Genomic DNA, 14,173 nt, shown 5'->3' with positions numbered 1-14,173 from the left:
TTGAACACGCTGGTGAGCGTGGTTACACCGGTGAAGGAAATGTGAGGCTTCCTCACATTGCGGTTTATCAAATCGTTATAATCCCTGGTAGGGTTACCGACCAGTACGCCACACCCGCCCGATGCTTCGCGATCCCCGTTAGACCCGGTAAAGTTTGGACGGTCGTACCATCAGCGCGAGTGGCGAAATTGGCAGACGCGCCAGATTTAGGTTCTGGTGTCCACGGACGTGGGGGTTCAAGTCCCCCCTCGCGCACAAAGAAAATCCCGGCAATCCCCCCATGCGGGCGGAGCCGGGATTTTCCGTTTCAGAGTTTGCGCACTCCGCCCCGCGCCGCCCGGTAACCATCGAGCAAACAGCAGGGCGGAACGCGATCAGCCCGCCGAACCGGTCAGCAGCTTGATGAGATCGGTTGCGCCGGAGGGGATTCCGGTGTTGGATTCGGCGCGGCCGGGGACGCCGACCTCGAGCTGGGCGGTCTTGCCCGCCTGGGTCACGGTGACGGTGTATTTGGCCTTGGCCGGGGGCGTCCATTCGATGGTGGGGGTGCTGTTCGCGGGGGTGAGGGCGTCGACGATGGTGACGCCGTCGACCTTCACGGTGATCGGGGAGGTGGCGTCGGAGCCGGAGAGGGTGACGCTGATGCGGCAGGTGGCGGCGACGGCGCAGTCGGAACCCGCGGTCGATCCTTCGACCTTGATGCCGGTGACGCTTGCCGAGGCGGGGGCGGCCAGGAGGACGGGGGCGGCGAGGGCCGCGAAACCGGCTGCGGCACAGGCGCCGATCGAACGCTTTGACATGGAGACCTTCTCTTCCTTTCGGCGAGCCGGATCGCCCACCGAGAGGAAGAGTAGTGAAACGCTAGCGCTTCAATGCGGTTTTCACCCGGAGCCGGTCCCCCGGATCCGTTCAGGACCAGGTGGGAGCTCGGTAGAGGGGGTTCTCGAAAAGAGATCCGGTGCCGGCGATGTCGAGTAGCGCACTCACGGCGAACAGATCTTCGAAGCTGTGGATACCGAGATCTTCCACGTCTATCTGCAGACTTCGCAACCAATCGGATAATCCATTAGGCATGAGCGGCACAACCTTCGGTAGGTGGCAACACGTGAGCGATCATCACATGCGCCACCTGCGCGAAGGTGAAGCGACACTCGCGATTCAGCGGCGGGTGACGCGGACCGGCTTGTCGGCGGGGGCGTTCTCGATATCGTGCGGCTGACCGAATCGGCGGAGCAGCCGCTCGTCTCCTGACGCTCACGCCGTGGCGCGGAATTCCGTTGCCCCGCCGAGCAATCGGGAGATGCCGAGTCCGGCGGCGCGCAGCGCGGGGATGGCCGAGCGGGCCGAGGCGTTGTTGGGCAGCACCAGCGACAACGCCGCCACGGTCCGCCCGCCCGCCGCGCGCACCGGCACCGCGATCCCGGTCGCGCATTCGTCGACATAGCCTGGGCAGTAGGCGATTCCGGTGCGCCGGATCTCGCTCAGCGACGAGCGCAGCCGGTCCGGCTCGACGAGGGTATGCGTGGTGAGCGCGCGTAAAGACCCGGCCAGCACCGCTTCCTGCAGTTCGGCGGGCGCGTGCGCGAGCAGCACCAGCCCGGTGGAGGAGGCGTGCAGGGGCAGGCGGCCGGCCAGGTGCACCTTGTTGCGAATGGAGCGGGAGGCGGAGAGCCGCTCGATGTAGAGCACCTCGCGCTCGTGCAGCACACCCAATTGCACGTGGTGACCGATGGCGGCGTGCAGATCGGACATGATCGGAATCGCCGCTTCCTGAAGCCCGAAGGTCGGGGCGGCCCGGGAGGCGAGCTCCCACATGCGCACCCCGATGCAGATCCGGCGCTGCGCGTCGCGGCGCAGCCAGCCGTAGTCGATGAGTTCGTTCACCAGCCGGGAGGCGGTGGCGAGCGGAAGATCGCTGCGCCGGGCCAGTTCGGAGAGGGTGACCGCGCGATGTTCGGGGCCGAACGCCTCGTAGATCCGGACCACCCGGGACATGAGGGATTCGCCGCTCATCGATCTGGCCATGGCGGCCTCCTCCGGTCGTTCGATTATCAGGATTACTGATATACATGCCTTATGTACCACTCCGAGACGACACCCGTCAACAACCCATCGGCGCTGGATCTGGACCGGATCACCGCCATCGACGTGCACACCCACATCCACGCCGATCACCACGGTCACCTGGCACTGGACGACCAGCTCATGGACGCCGCCGAGGCGTATTTCAAGGGCGATCACACCCCCCGGCCCACCGTGGACGATCTGGCCGCGCACTACCGCGCCGCGAACATGGCCGCGGTGGTGTTCAGCGTGGACGCCGAGGCCACCACCGGACATCCGGCGCTCAGCAACGAGGAGATCGCCGAAGCCGCGGCGCGGCACGCGGACGTGCTGATCCCGTTCGGCTCCATCGATCCGGCGCGCGGCGCGGCGGGCGTGCGCGCGGCACGGCGGCTGGTGACCGAGCACGGGGTGCGCGGGTTCAAGTTCCACCCCAGCCTGCAGGCGTTCGAACCCAATGACCCGAAGGCGTATCCGCTCTACGAGGAACTGCAATCCCTGGGCGTCCCAGCGCTTTTCCACACCGGTCAGACCGGCATCGGCGCGGGCCTGCCGGGCGGGCGCGGCATCAAACTGCGCTATTCGGACCCGATGCTGCTCGACGATGTGGCGGCCGACTTCCCGGAACTGACCGTGATCATGGCGCATCCCTCGGTGCCGTGGCAGGACGAGGCCATCTCCATCGCCACCCACAAGGCGAACGTGTACATCGACCTGTCCGGCTGGTCGCCGAAATACTTTCCGCCGCAGCTGCTCCGGGCGGCCAACGGCCCGCTGGCGGACAAGGTGCTGTTCGGCTCGGACTATCCGATGCTCACCCCGGAACGCTGGGTGCGCGATTTCGAGCAGCTCGACATCAAACCGCACGTCCGGCCAAAGATCATGAAGGAGAATGCGGTCCGCGCGCTGGGACTGAAACCCGCCGATCGGTCATAGCCCTTCGCTCTGGTTGTGATCCAGTTCTCTCATTGAACGGAAAGACGTATTGAGAGCGGGCCGGTGCATGGCCTTTCCTGTTCGGCGATTCAGCCCTTGATCGAACAGGAGCCGGTTGATGCACAGCCAGCCCAGCGACGGCGCGACCCCGACGAACCCGCAGGCGGCCCGCAAGGCCGCCGTCGCGAGCTTCGTCGGAACCGCCATCGAGTGGTACGACTTCTTCCTCTACGGTGCCGCGGCGGCCCTCATCTTCGCGCCGCAGTACTTCCCCTCGTCCAATCCCGCGGTGAGCCAACTGGGTTCGTTCGCCAGCTTCGCGGTCGGCTTCCTCTCCCGGCCGCTGGGCGGAGTGGTGGCCGGGCATTTCGGCGATCGCTTCGGCCGCAAGCGGGTGCTCATCATCTCGCTGCTGATCATGGGCGGTTCCACCGTCCTGGTGGGCCTGCTGCCCACCTACGATCAGATCGGCATGGCGGCCCCGGTGCTGCTGGTGGCGCTGCGCCTGCTGCAGGGCGTGGCGGTGGGCGCGGAGTGGGGCGGCGCGTCACTGATGGCCATCGAGCACGCGCCGCCGAAAAGACGCGTGTTCTACGGCGCGGCAACGCAACTCGGCGTGCCCGCGGGCGCGGTGCTGGCCTACAGCGTGATGCTGATGCTCTCGACCTGGGCCGGTGATTCCTTCACCAGCTGGGGCTGGCGCGTGGCGTTCGTCTCCAGCATCGTGCTGGTGATCTACGGGCTGTACGCGCGGCGGCAGCTGAGCGAGAGCCCGATGTTCGAACAGCAAGCGGCCGAACACGATACGGCGCGACTGCCGATCCTCGAGGTGCTGCGGGTGTACCCGAAGAGCGTGCTGATCGCCATCTTCGCCACCGCGTCCAGCCCGGCGCTGGGCTATATCGTGCTGACCTACATTCTTTCCTACGGCACCAAGGAGATCGGGTACTCGCGCAACAGCCTGCTGATCGTGGTGATCGTGGCCAGCGCGGTGCAGTTCGTGGCGACGCTGGTGACCGCGACGCTCGCCGATCGCTGGAGCCGGCGCAAGCTGATGCTGATCGGCTCGGTGTTCCAGGTCGGGGCGGCGCTGGCGTTCTTCCCGATCTTCGACACCGGCATCGTACTGGCGGCGCTGATCGGCTGTTCGGTCGCCCTGATCGCCAATACCACGCAGTACGCGCCACTTCCGGCGGTGATCAGCGAGCTGTTCCCGACCCGGGTGCGCTACTCCGGCGCATCCATCGGCTATCAGTTCGGCGCGATTCTGGGCGGCTCGCTGTCCCCGATCATCGCCACGGCCATCCTCGCCGGCACGGGCAGTTCGCTGCTCATCGGCGTCTATCTGGCGGGCATGACGGTGCTGTCGGCCATCGCCGTGCTGATCGCCCACAGCCCGGCGTTCGCCGCCCGGACGGCACGCGCGGCCGAACCCGAGCTGACCGCGCACTGACCGACGCACGAAGAAGGCCGGTTCCCCTTGAGGGAACCGGCCTTTCGTTGTCGCCCGGCCGAATCAGATGCGCCCGTAGAGCGCCTTCACATCGGCCTTGCGGATCTTCCCCGAACCCGTGGTGGGCAGTTCCGCCACGAATTCCAGGTACTTGGGCACCTTGAACCCGGCCAGCCGCTCGCGCAGAAAGCCCAGCAGCTCAGCGGCTTCCGGATGCTCCGGCCCGGCCGGGACGACCACCGCCTTGCCGACCTCGCCCCAGCGCGCGTCGGGTACGCCGATGACCGAGCACATGGCGACCGCCGGATGGTGGCACAGTTCGTTCTCCACCTCGGCCGGATAGACGTTCTCACCACCGGAGATGATCATGTCCTTGATCCGGTCCACCACGAACACGTAGCCGTCGGCGTCCACGGTGGCGACATCGCCGGAGTGGAACCAGCCGTCCCGCAACGATTCCGCGGTGGCGTCGGGGCGCTGCCAATAGCCGCGCATGACATTCGGGCCGCCCACCAGCACCTCGCCCCGCTCGCCCACGGCCACCTGCTCGCCGTCGGCGCCGACCACCTTCACCTCGGTGAAGAACGAAGGCACGCCGGCGGATCCGAGCTTGGATTCGGCGTGCTCGCGATCCAGCAGCAGCACGCCCGGCGCGGCCTCGGTCATGCCGTAGCCCTGCACGAAGCTCAGGCTGCGATCAAGGTAGCGCCGAATCGTGCTGTGCGGCACCGGAGATCCGCCGCACAGCAGGATACGCAGGCTGGACAGATCGGTCTCGGCCCAGCGTGGATGCGCGGCCAGGGTGTCGAACATGGTGGGCACGCCGAACATCCAGGTGATGCGTTCGGTTTCGATGATCTCCAGCACGGTCGCCGGATCGAATTTGCCGAGCAGCACCACCCGCCCGCCCTTGAGCAGGGTCGGCAGGCACACCATGCCGAGCGCGCCGGCGTGGAACAGCGGTGCGGCCACCAACGTCGCTTCGTCGGTGGCCACATCGGTTTCGATGATCACATTGATGCAGTTCCAGGTCAGATTGCCGTGCGTGAGCACCGCGCCCTTGGGCCTGCCGGTGCTGCCGGAGGTGTACAGGATCAGGCAGTCCTGATCCTGCTCCACCGGCTCGTCTATCGGTTCGGTCGGCGCGGCGGCCAGCAGCTCCGCGTAGCCGCCCGCCTCACCCGCCGCGCCGACGCGCACGATGCCCGGGGTGACGGTGCCGGGCAGGGCCGTCACCAGGGCATCGTGCTCGCCGGTGTGCACGAGTACGGCCGCACCGGAATCGGTGAGCGCGTACTCGAGCTCCGCCGCCGTGGACCGGGTGTTGAGCGGTACGAAGACCGCCCCCAGCAGCCCGGCGGCGAAGAACACCTCCAGATAGACCGGATGGTTGGGGCCCAGGTAGGCGACCCGGTCACCGGCGCGCACCCCCAGGCCGCGCAGCGCGTGCGCGGCCCGGGTGGCGTGCTCGCTGAGCCGCGCGTAGGTGATCGAGTCGCCGGCGCAGGTGATGGCGACGGCGTCCGGGGCCATCCGGGCCCGGCGTGCGGGCCAGGAGCCCAGTCCTCGATTGCGCACGTTCACCTCTCTCGCAGTTCGCGCCGCAGCCTATTTGGACCGGTCGAAGGCGGCGAGGCCGGGCCGGTAGCTCTTGTCGTCGAGGAATTGGCTCAGGCCCTGTTCGCGGCCGTGCTCGGGGTCGAGGGTGCGCGACTGGTCCAGCTTGGCGTACAGGTAGTCCTCGGACTGCGCCCAGGTCAGCTCGGCCGCGTACTTGTAGCCGACCTTGGCGGTGTGCAGCACCACCGGGTTCAGCGCGGCCAGCTTGAGGGCGAGTTCACGGGTGCGCTCGCGCAGCCGCTCGGTCGGCACGGCCTCGTTGACCAGGCGCATCTCGGCGGCGCGGGCGCCGTCGAAGGGTTCGCCGGTCATGATGTAGTACAGCGCGTCGCGCTGGGAGACGGTGGCGGCCATGGCCTTGGTGACCAGGCTGCCCGGCGGGATGCCCCAGTTCACCTCGGACAGGCCGAACTGCGCCTTCTCATCGGCGATGGCCAGATCGCAGGCGACCAGCGGGGTGAACGCGCCGCCGAAGCACCAGCCGTTGACCATGGCGATGGTGGGCTTGGAGAAGAAAGCCAGTCGCCGCCAATGCCATTCGACGCTGGTGCGCCGGGCCCGCAGCTGGGCGGCGACGGTGCCCTTGGCCTCGACCTCGCGGAAGTACTCCTTGAGATCCATTCCGGCGGAGAAGGATTCGCCCGCGCCGGTGAGCACCAGGGCGCGGCAGCGGTCGTCGTCCTCGAGGTGGTCGAGGGTGGCCACCATCTCGTTGTTGAGGGTGGGGTTCATGGCATTGCGCTTGTCCGGGCGGTTGAGCGTGACCCAGGCGATGCCCTCGTCGAATTCCACCGTGACGGTGTTGCCCCAGGGTTCGGTGCGGCTGTCCATCACCACTCCTTTATCAGTATTGCTGATGATTGATGGGATAGAGCTACCGCACCGCCGCGGTGAGCGTCAATCGATCCTTTCGTTGAATGAGAGCCCGAAGGCGTTCAGTCGCCGGGCATTTCCGCGACCTGGCGCAGTTTGGCCTCGGCGGTCAGCGCCGTGATGCCGTGCCGCAGCGCGCCCCGGAACGCTTCGCCGCGTGCGGCGCTCATCCCGCCGAGCAAGCTCGCCTCGATGCCCTCGACATGCGGGGCGGCCTCGCGCAGCACTTCCCGGCCCCGCTCGGTCAGCGTCGCCACCAGCACCCGCCGATTGGCCGGATCGCGATCGCGCTGGATCAGCCCGCGCTCCTCCAGGGTCTGCACCATGACGTTCATGGTCTGCGGGCGCAGGAACGACCGGCGCGCCAGCTGCGCCGACGACAGCCCGCTGCGGCGTTCCAGCACGGTCAGCGCGGTGTATTGCAGCGTGGTCAGCCCGAGCGGGCGCAGGGCGTCGTCCATGAGTGCGCGCACCGCCAGCTCCAGGCGTTTGACGAGGTACAGGGTGGAGGGTCCCGTTTCATGGTCGTCGTCGATGGTGCCGGTCACCCGGCCATCTTCGCACTGCTCACCCCGGATGCCGCGCCGCCGCCGCGCGGGCTTCCATTCAATGAAATCGCGGTAGTGGCGCCGGACACAGCCGAACCATGCTCGGACGAACCATTGATCGCCCGATCGGATCGCGCGGCCTCGCCCGGCGCGCCGCGGGCGCTGGAACCGAGGACATCCCATGGCAATCGCACGCGCGCTGCTCATCGGCGGCGCGGAGACCCCCGCCCGATCCGGCCGGACCACCGGCGTGGTCAATCCCTACACCGGTGCGGTGTACGCGACGGTGGCCGCGGCGGCCGCCGAAGACGTGACCGCCGCGGTCGACGCGGCGCAGCACGCGTTCCCGGCCTGGGCCGCCCTGCCGCCGTTCGAGCGGCGCGCCATTTTCACCCGCGCCGCCGACCTGCTCGAGGCGCGCGCGACACAGGGCGCCGAGCATATGGCGGGCGAAGTCGGCGGAGCCGCGCCCTGGGCCGGATTCAATATCGGATTGGCCGCCAATGTCTTCCGCGAGGCCGCCGCCGCGATCACCGCCCCGCGCGGTGACGTCCTGGCTTCGGCGAACCCCGGCGTGCTCGGCCTGGCGGTCCGCGAACCGCTCGGCGTGGTGGCGGCGTTCGCGCCCTGGAACGCGCCGATCATCCTGTCCGCCCGCGCCGTGGCCGCGCCGCTGGCCGCCGGAAACACGGTGGTGCTCAAGGCGAGTGAGGCCGCGCCGATCTCCAGCGGACTGCTGATCGCCGATGCCCTGCACGAGGCCGGCCTGCCCGGGGGCGTGCTGAACGTGATCACCAACGATCCGGCCGACGCCCCCGAGCTCGCCCGCACCCTGATCGCCGACTATCGCGTGCGCGCCGTCAACTTCACCGGGTCCACCACGGTCGGCCGGATCATCGGCACCCTCGCCGCCGAGCACCTCAAGCCCGCCGTGCTGGAACTGGGCGGCAAGAACTCGCTCATCGTCCTCGACGACGCCGATATCGACTATGCCGTCCGCGCAACGGTTTTCGGCGCTTTCGCCAATTCCGGCCAGATCTGCATGTCGGCCGACCGGGTCCTGGTGCACGAGTCGCTGGCGGCGGAATTCCTGGACAAGCTGACCGCCGTGGTCGAAGCGCTGCCCACCGGCGATCCCGCCGACCCGCACACCGTCATCGGCCCGATGGTGAACCAGGCCGCCGCCCAGCGGGTATCGGGCCTGGTCTCCGATGCCGTGGCCAAGGGCGCGACCGTCCGGGCGGGCGGCGGCGCACCGCGGGGCGCGGTGCACCCGGCCACCGTCCTCACCGAGGTGTCGGCCGCCGCCGACATCCACTACGCCGAAATCTTCGGCCCGGCGTGCGTTGTCGACACCTTCGCCACCGACGACGAGGCGATCGCCAAGGCGAACGACACCGAACACGCCCTCACCGCCGGCATTCTCACCGAGAACGCCACCCACGGCCTGCGGGTCGCCCGGCGTCTGCGCACCGGCATCGTGCACATCAACGATCAGTCGGTCGGCGACGAACCGCAGGCTCCCTTCGGCGGCGCGCTGAACTCCGGTTACGGCCGCTTCGGCGGGCGCTGGGGCATCGACGCGTTCTCCAACCTGCGCTGGCTGACCGTGGCCACCGAGCAGATGCCGTTCCCGGGCTGAATCCAATGAGGGGAAGCCCGGCGTCCACGGCCGCCGGGCTTTCGGCACTGCCCCGGGCCCACAATCTGACATGCGTTCATTTCGGAATCGTGTCCACTGGACGGCTGACCATGATCTAATCGCGCCAACTCGGGTGCATCAGCGCCTCGATGACGATGTCGAGGGGCACCCGGAGTACGTGGGAGAAATGATGGCGGACAGCAGAATGCAGCGTACGGCCAGGACGGTGGCCGCGTTCGCGGTGGCGGCCGGGTTCGCGGTGGCGGCGTTCCCCGGGACGGCGGCGGCCGCACCGGGAACGATCACCTGGAGCGATGGGAACAGCAAGTTCACCCGGACCGTGTCGAACGTGAATCCCGTGGTCGGCGACACCATCACCGTCACGACGATGTTCGAGCGCACCGGCATTCCGGTCGAGTACATCTACTCGGTCAAGGATCTGCACCCCGCCTGCCTGACCCCGGTCGCGGGCTCCGCCAAGATGGGCGGCGATCAGGTCCAGCTCGACACCTCGTCCTCGGACTGGGTGCGCGCGGAGTTCGGCATCACCAAATACCCGGTGTACCCGAACATCAACCCCAAGTCGCAGACCTTCGAGGTGCAGTACAAGGTGGGCGTGAACTGCGCCCGCGACACCCCGCTGCCGACCTCCATGCACTACGGCGGGTCGCTCGGTGACGGCACCTACCAGAACAAGGGCCCGAACATCACGGTGTCCAGCGATGCCGTGTCCAGCACCGTGATCACCGATGTGACCGGGGCGAAGGTCGGCCAGTCCATCACCTTGGAGGCGACCGTGACGCCGGCCGGAGCGGGCGGCACCATCCAGTTCAAGGCCGGCGACAATGTGCTCGGCGACATCCCCGTGAACGCCAACGGCAAGGCCACCTTCGTGTGGACGCCGGGCGCGGCGGGCGCGTACACCATCGGCGCGATCTTCTCCGGGCGCAGCGGCGTGGCCGGGTCCTCGACCACCAAGGTCGTGAACGTGGCCGAGAAGCCCACCGATCCGACGCCGGACCCGAAGCCCAGCACCGGTTCCTTCGGTTCCTGATTCGTGGAATGCCCGGCCCCGGGTAGGGGCCGGGCATCGCCATGTCGATCGCCGGTCCCGGATTCGTGTCCGGGACCCGGGATCACTCGGCGCCGGCGGAGATTTCCGCGAGCACCCGTTCCGCCACCGCGAAAGCGGTGTTGGCCTTGGGGATTCCCGAATACGGGGCGGTGTGCAGCAGCACCTCGCTGATCTCGGCCTCGGTCAGGCCGTTGCGGACCGCGGCGCGCACGTGCATGGCCAGTTCCTCGTCGCAGCCGAGCGCGGTGAGCAGCGCCAAGGTGACGGCGCTGCGCATACGGCGATCCAGACCGGGCCGGGTCCAGACCTCACCCCAGGCCGCCCGGGTCAGATACTCCTGGAAGGGCCTGGTGAATTCGGTGATGCGGGCCTGCGCGCGGTCCACGTGGGCATCGCCCAGGACGGCGCGGCGCACCGCCGTGCCGGCCTCGGTATTCGGGGATTCGTCGGTCATGGGATCCGCCTCAGCTGGTCGATGATCAGGGGAAGAAAACGTTCGGGCTGCTCGACGGTGCCCAAATGAGCCGCGCCGTCGATGGATTCGAACCGCGCGCCGGGAATGCGAGCCGCGATGTCCCGGCCGTGCTCCGGCGGGAAGGCCGGATCCTGCTCCGTGGACAGGACCAGCGTCGGCGCGCCGATCCGAGCCAGCTCGGCGCTGAGGTCCAGCCCCGCCAGCGCCTCACAACACGCCGCGTAGCCTTCCGGCGGCGTATCCGTGGTCAATTCCCGCATCCGCGTGGTGATTTCGGGATTAGCGGCGCGCCACTGCGGCGTGAACCAGCGCGCCACACTGGCTTCCGCGATCTCACCCATACCTTCGGCCCGCGCCTCGGCCGCGCGTTCGATCCATCCGGCGGCATTGCCCGGCCGGGCCGAGGTGCAGCACGCGACCAGCCCGCGAACCCGATGCGGGCGGTGCGCGGCCAGCCACATGGCGGTCATGCCGCCGAGCGAAACCCCCACCAGATGCGCGGATTCGACTCCCAGCCAATCCAGCAACGCTTCCACATCCGCCCCCAGATCCGCGACCCGATACGGTCCCGCCGGTACCGGCGAATCCCCATGTCCGCGAGCATCGAACCGAATCACCCGAAACCCGTTGTCCACCAGCGGCCGCACGTACGAATCCCAAATCCGCATGTCACTACCCAGCGCGTTGAGAAGCACCACCGGCGTTCCCTCGGCCGCACCACGCACCTCGGCCCGTACCTCGACAGCGCGCCCGGCGGCGCCGGAGTCCACACGGCCGGATTCCCCTGCGCCACAACGGGCTCCGAGGTGGGTGACGTCTGCTCCGGAGTGCCGGCCGGTGGCGTCAGCGCCGGCATACTCGGCTGCGGCGTCGCGTCCGCGCCGCCGGTGTGCGGCCAGGGCGCGTTCCGCGAAGATCCGGGCGCTGCCCAGGTAGGTCGACGGTTCGAGGAGCGCGCCGACGCGGGCGCGATTCAGGTGCGGGGCGAGCAGCGGGTGGGTCAGCAGCAGGTCGGCGAAGTCGCCGCTGCCGTCGGCGGCGCGCAGGGCGCAGGCGGTGACCGCGTCGTGGGCGGCGAGCCGCCCCACCACGGGCGTCAGGGCGGCGGTGACCTGTTCGGACATGAGCAGGCCGCCGGTGCCGGCCAGATTCCGGCGCATGACGCGCGGGTGAACACGTAACCGGCACAGGCTGGTCCGCAGCCAGTGCACGGCCGTTCCGGTGCAGCGCAGCAGTTCGTTCAGCGGACGCCACTCGGCGTGCCAGGCTCCCGCCGCGCGCTGATGCTCGTGCGCCGAGACCGCGAGCAGCGTCGCCACCAGTCCGGGAGCCCGTGCGGCAGCGGCGGCGGCACCGACCGCCGCGATGGGATTGCGCTTGTGCGGCATGGTGCTGGATCCACCCGCGCCCGGCGCGATCTCGGAGACTTCGCCGATCTCGGTCTGGGCGAGCAGGGTGATATCGCGGGCCACCTTGGCAACGACACTCGCGACGGTGCCCAATGCCGCAGCCAGTTCGGCGATGCGGACCCGGTCGGTGTGCCAGGGCAGACCGGGGTCCGGCAGGTCGAGGCGGCGGGCGTAGGCGGAAAGGACGTCGGGACCGGCCTGACCGAGCGCGGCCAGAGTTCCTACCGCTCCGCCCAATTGGACCGCCAGCCGCTCGCGCTGGATCCGCTCGAGCTGGTCGGCAGCGGATTCCAGCGCCGAGAGCCAGCCCGCGGCGGTGAGGCCGAAGGTGACGGGCAGGGCCTGCTGGAGCAGGCTGCGACCGGCCTGCGGGGTGCACATGTGCTGTTCGGCCAGCCCGGCCAGCATGGTGCGACAGGCCGTCACGTCGTCCCAGCAGGCGTCGATGACGCGGTCCGCCACCAGCATGGCGGCGGTGTCCATGATGTCCTGACTCGTCGCGCCCAGGTGCACCGATCCCGCCGCTTCGCGATCCGCGACGCGAGCGGTCAACGCCCGGACGAGCGGTGCGGCGGGATTGCCGATACCCGTTGCCGCGCGGCCGATTTCGGCGGCGTCGTAGAGATCGGCACGGCAGGCTGCGGCGATCGCGGCGGCATGCTCCAGGGGGATCAGCCCGGTATCGGCTTGCGCCCAGGCCAGTCCCGCTTCCGCGTCCAGCAGCGCCTGGAGCCAGGCGGCGTCGTCGGTGGCCTGCGCCGCCGGACCGGCCGCCTGCAACGGGCCGAACAACTCAGACATCGAAGAACACCGTCTCGTGCGCGCCTTGCAGGCGGATGTCGAAGCGGTAGTCGTCGCCGTCGGGTATCGCGATGAGAGTGTCCCGGCGTTGTGCTGGAATGGAATTCAGGACCGGGTCGAGGGAGTTCGCGGCGGTGAAGCCGGGGAAGTAGACGCGGGTGACCACGCGTTGCAGCAGGCCGCGGGCGAAGATGGACAGGTCCAGGTGCGGGGCCTGGACGGTGCCGGACGGTCCGGGTAGTGCGCCGGGGTGCACCGTGTAGATGGCGAATTCGCCTGGGCGCGTGTCGCTGCGGGCGAAGCCGCGCCAGGCGGTGGCGTTGTCGCGCGGATCGTCGGGGTGGGTGAAGCGGCCGGCTGGATCGGCCTGCCAGGTTTCCACCAGTGCGTCCGGGAGTACCTGTCCCGCGCCGTCCACGATCCGGCCGCGCAGCCAGAATCCGCCCGGCGTCCCCTCCGGCACCACGAAAGCGCCGTCCGGCCAGGTCAATCCGATGTGCAGGTAGGGTCCGACGGTCTGCCACGGGGTCGATGGATAAAGGTCAGTCATCGTGCGGCTCCTCGAACGGGGTGGCCGCGCGGCCGCGCAGCACGATGTCGAATTCGAAGGCGAGCGCCCATTCGGGGCGGGTGCGTTCCAGGCTGAAGCGCGAGACCAGACGGGGGCGGGCGGCTTCGGGGACCGAGTTGTAGATGGGGTCCTGGGCGAAGAGGGGGTCGTCCTCGAAGTACATCTGGGTTACCAGGCGCTGGGTGAAGGCGCGGCCGAATACCGAGAAGTGGATGTGGGCGGGGCGCCAGGCGTTGTCGTGGTTGCGCCAGGGGTAGGCGCCGGGCTTGATGGTGGTGAACTCGTAGCGGCCCTGGGGGTCGGTGAGGGTGCGGCCGACTCCGGAGAAGTTGGGGTCCAGCGCGGAGGGCCAGCGGTCGCCGGTGTGGCGGTAGCGGCCGCCCGCGTTCGCCTGCCAGATCTCGAGCAGCGCGTCGGGCACGGGGCGGCCGTCACCGTCGAGCAGGCGGCCGAACAGCAGGATGCGCGGGCCGATCGGCTCGCCCGCGTGCTGGGCGGTCAGATCATTGTCCTTGGGGCCGATCCGGCCGGGGCCGAGCAGCGGCCCGGTCACTTCGGTGAGCAGCTGCGGGAGCAGGATCAGCGGCTGGCTCGGATGCCGGAGTTCGGTGGCGCGATAGGCCGGGAAGTGCAGGGGCGGATGGGTTTCCGCAGGATCCGGCCGATAGCCGGGCGGGGTCCGCAGGGGTGTCGTCATCGCTCTCTT

General features: G+C 69.0%; 13 protein-coding genes and 1 tRNA gene. 5 read left to right on the top strand and 9 right to left on the bottom strand.

Going from position 1 to position 14,173, the window contains the following annotated elements; genetic code table 11:
- Window positions 1-173 precede the first annotated feature (173 nt).
- Window positions 174-255, top strand: a tRNA-Leu gene (locus LTV02_RS37315).
- A 119-nt stretch (window positions 256-374) separates the two neighbouring features.
- Here the strand turns inward: LTV02_RS37315 and LTV02_RS37310 are convergent.
- A complete protein-coding gene (locus LTV02_RS37310; protein ID WP_157762339.1) occupies window positions 375-800 on the bottom strand; it encodes a hypothetical protein in 426 nt (141 codons plus the stop codon).
- Window positions 801-1,254: 454 nt separating this feature from the next.
- Window positions 1,255-2,025, bottom strand: a complete 771-nt coding sequence (locus LTV02_RS37305; protein ID WP_233036212.1) for an IclR family transcriptional regulator — start codon at window positions 2,023-2,025, stop codon at window positions 1,255-1,257.
- Between the two features lie 93 nt (window positions 2,026-2,118).
- Between LTV02_RS37305 and LTV02_RS37300 the strand changes: the two genes are divergently transcribed.
- Together LTV02_RS37300 and LTV02_RS37295 are read left to right on the top strand one after the other, a co-directional pair.
- Window positions 2,119-3,000, top strand: a complete 882-nt coding sequence (locus LTV02_RS37300; protein WP_269821654.1) for an amidohydrolase family protein — start codon at window positions 2,119-2,121, stop codon at window positions 2,998-3,000.
- A 118-nt stretch (window positions 3,001-3,118) separates the two neighbouring features.
- Entirely contained in the window at window positions 3,119-4,453 is a 1,335-nt protein-coding gene (locus LTV02_RS37295) for an MFS transporter (RefSeq protein WP_233036210.1), read from the top strand.
- Between the two features lie 63 nt (window positions 4,454-4,516).
- Here LTV02_RS37295 and LTV02_RS37290 read toward each other — a convergent pair whose 3' ends face one another.
- The 3 genes from LTV02_RS37290 to LTV02_RS37280 form a co-directional block, all read right to left on the bottom strand.
- Window positions 4,517-6,031, bottom strand: a complete 1,515-nt coding sequence (locus LTV02_RS37290; protein ID WP_233036209.1) for an acyl-CoA synthetase — start codon at window positions 6,029-6,031, stop codon at window positions 4,517-4,519.
- Between the two features lie 30 nt (window positions 6,032-6,061).
- Window positions 6,062-6,904: a p-hydroxycinnamoyl CoA hydratase/lyase gene (locus LTV02_RS37285; protein WP_233036208.1), complete on the bottom strand. Its 843-nt coding sequence runs from the start codon at window positions 6,902-6,904 to the stop codon at window positions 6,062-6,064.
- A gap of 104 nt (window positions 6,905-7,008) precedes the next feature.
- Window positions 7,009-7,494 (bottom strand): MarR family winged helix-turn-helix transcriptional regulator, encoded by a 486-nt coding sequence (locus LTV02_RS37280; RefSeq protein ID WP_233036207.1) that lies wholly within the window; start codon window positions 7,492-7,494, stop codon window positions 7,009-7,011.
- Window positions 7,495-7,675: 181 nt separating this feature from the next.
- On the opposite strand from LTV02_RS37280, the gene LTV02_RS37275 reads away from it, so the two are divergent.
- Together LTV02_RS37275 and LTV02_RS37270 are read left to right on the top strand one after the other, a co-directional pair.
- Entirely contained in the window at window positions 7,676-9,136 is a 1,461-nt protein-coding gene (locus tag LTV02_RS37275) for an aldehyde dehydrogenase family protein (protein ID WP_233036206.1), read from the top strand.
- A gap of 190 nt (window positions 9,137-9,326) precedes the next feature.
- The gene (locus LTV02_RS37270; RefSeq protein WP_233036205.1) at window positions 9,327-10,190 is read left to right on the top strand and encodes an Ig-like domain-containing protein; all 864 of its coding nucleotides are present in this window, start codon (window positions 9,327-9,329) and stop codon (window positions 10,188-10,190) included.
- Between the two features lie 82 nt (window positions 10,191-10,272).
- On the opposite strand, the gene pcaC is transcribed toward LTV02_RS37270, so the two are convergent.
- Genes pcaC through pcaH form a run of 4 tightly spaced genes read right to left on the bottom strand, consistent with a single transcriptional unit; the run spans window position 10,273 to window position 14,164 of the window.
- Window positions 10,273-10,665, bottom strand: coding sequence for a 4-carboxymuconolactone decarboxylase (gene pcaC, locus LTV02_RS37265; protein WP_233036204.1), 393 nt, complete (start codon window positions 10,663-10,665; stop codon window positions 10,273-10,275).
- Window positions 10,662-12,896 carry a 3-oxoadipate enol-lactonase gene (gene pcaD, locus LTV02_RS37260; protein WP_233036203.1) on the bottom strand — a complete coding sequence of 745 codons (2,235 nt, stop codon included), beginning with the start codon at window positions 12,894-12,896 and terminating at the stop codon, window positions 10,662-10,664. Before pcaD ends, pcaC begins: the two co-directional genes overlap by 4 nt.
- Window positions 12,889-13,446 carry a protocatechuate 3,4-dioxygenase subunit alpha gene (gene pcaG, locus LTV02_RS37255; RefSeq protein ID WP_233036202.1) on the bottom strand — a complete coding sequence of 186 codons (558 nt, stop codon included), beginning with the start codon at window positions 13,444-13,446 and terminating at the stop codon, window positions 12,889-12,891. Before pcaG ends, pcaD begins: the two co-directional genes overlap by 8 nt.
- Window positions 13,439-14,164 (bottom strand): protocatechuate 3,4-dioxygenase subunit beta, encoded by a 726-nt coding sequence (gene pcaH, locus LTV02_RS37250; RefSeq protein ID WP_233036201.1) that lies wholly within the window; start codon window positions 14,162-14,164, stop codon window positions 13,439-13,441. Before pcaH ends, pcaG begins: the two co-directional genes overlap by 8 nt.
- Between the last annotated feature and the right edge of the window lie 9 nt (window positions 14,165-14,173).

Source organism: Nocardia yamanashiensis (assembly GCF_021183565.1).
Classification (GTDB): Bacteria; Actinomycetota; Actinomycetes; order Mycobacteriales; family Mycobacteriaceae; genus Nocardia; species Nocardia yamanashiensis.
Note: the sequence above shows the minus strand (reverse complement) of the source record. Positions and strands in the feature narration are given on the sequence as shown.

Excerpts from the sequence above, each read along its gene's own strand:
- LTV02_RS37310 (WP_157762339.1), bottom strand. The coding sequence starts at position 800 with ATGTCAAAGCGTTCGATCGGCGCCTGTGCCGCAGCCGGTTTCGCGGCC.
- LTV02_RS37305 (WP_233036212.1), bottom strand. The coding sequence starts at position 2,025 with ATGGCCAGATCGATGAGCGGCGAATCCCTCATGTCCCGGGTGGTCCGG.
- LTV02_RS37295 (WP_233036210.1), top strand. The coding sequence starts at position 3,119 with ATGCACAGCCAGCCCAGCGACGGCGCGACCCCGACGAACCCGCAGGCG.
- LTV02_RS37285 (WP_233036208.1), bottom strand. The coding sequence starts at position 6,904 with ATGGACAGCCGCACCGAACCCTGGGGCAACACCGTCACGGTGGAATTC.
- LTV02_RS37275 (WP_233036206.1), top strand. The coding sequence starts at position 7,676 with ATGGCAATCGCACGCGCGCTGCTCATCGGCGGCGCGGAGACCCCCGCC.
- LTV02_RS37270 (WP_233036205.1), top strand. The coding sequence starts at position 9,327 with ATGGCGGACAGCAGAATGCAGCGTACGGCCAGGACGGTGGCCGCGTTC.
- pcaC (WP_233036204.1), bottom strand. The coding sequence starts at position 10,665 with ATGACCGACGAATCCCCGAATACCGAGGCCGGCACGGCGGTGCGCCGC.
- pcaD (WP_233036203.1), bottom strand. The coding sequence starts at position 12,896 with ATGTCTGAGTTGTTCGGCCCGTTGCAGGCGGCCGGTCCGGCGGCGCAG.
- pcaG (WP_233036202.1), bottom strand. The coding sequence starts at position 13,446 with ATGACTGACCTTTATCCATCGACCCCGTGGCAGACCGTCGGACCCTAC.
- pcaH (WP_233036201.1), bottom strand. The coding sequence starts at position 14,164 with ATGACGACACCCCTGCGGACCCCGCCCGGCTATCGGCCGGATCCTGCG.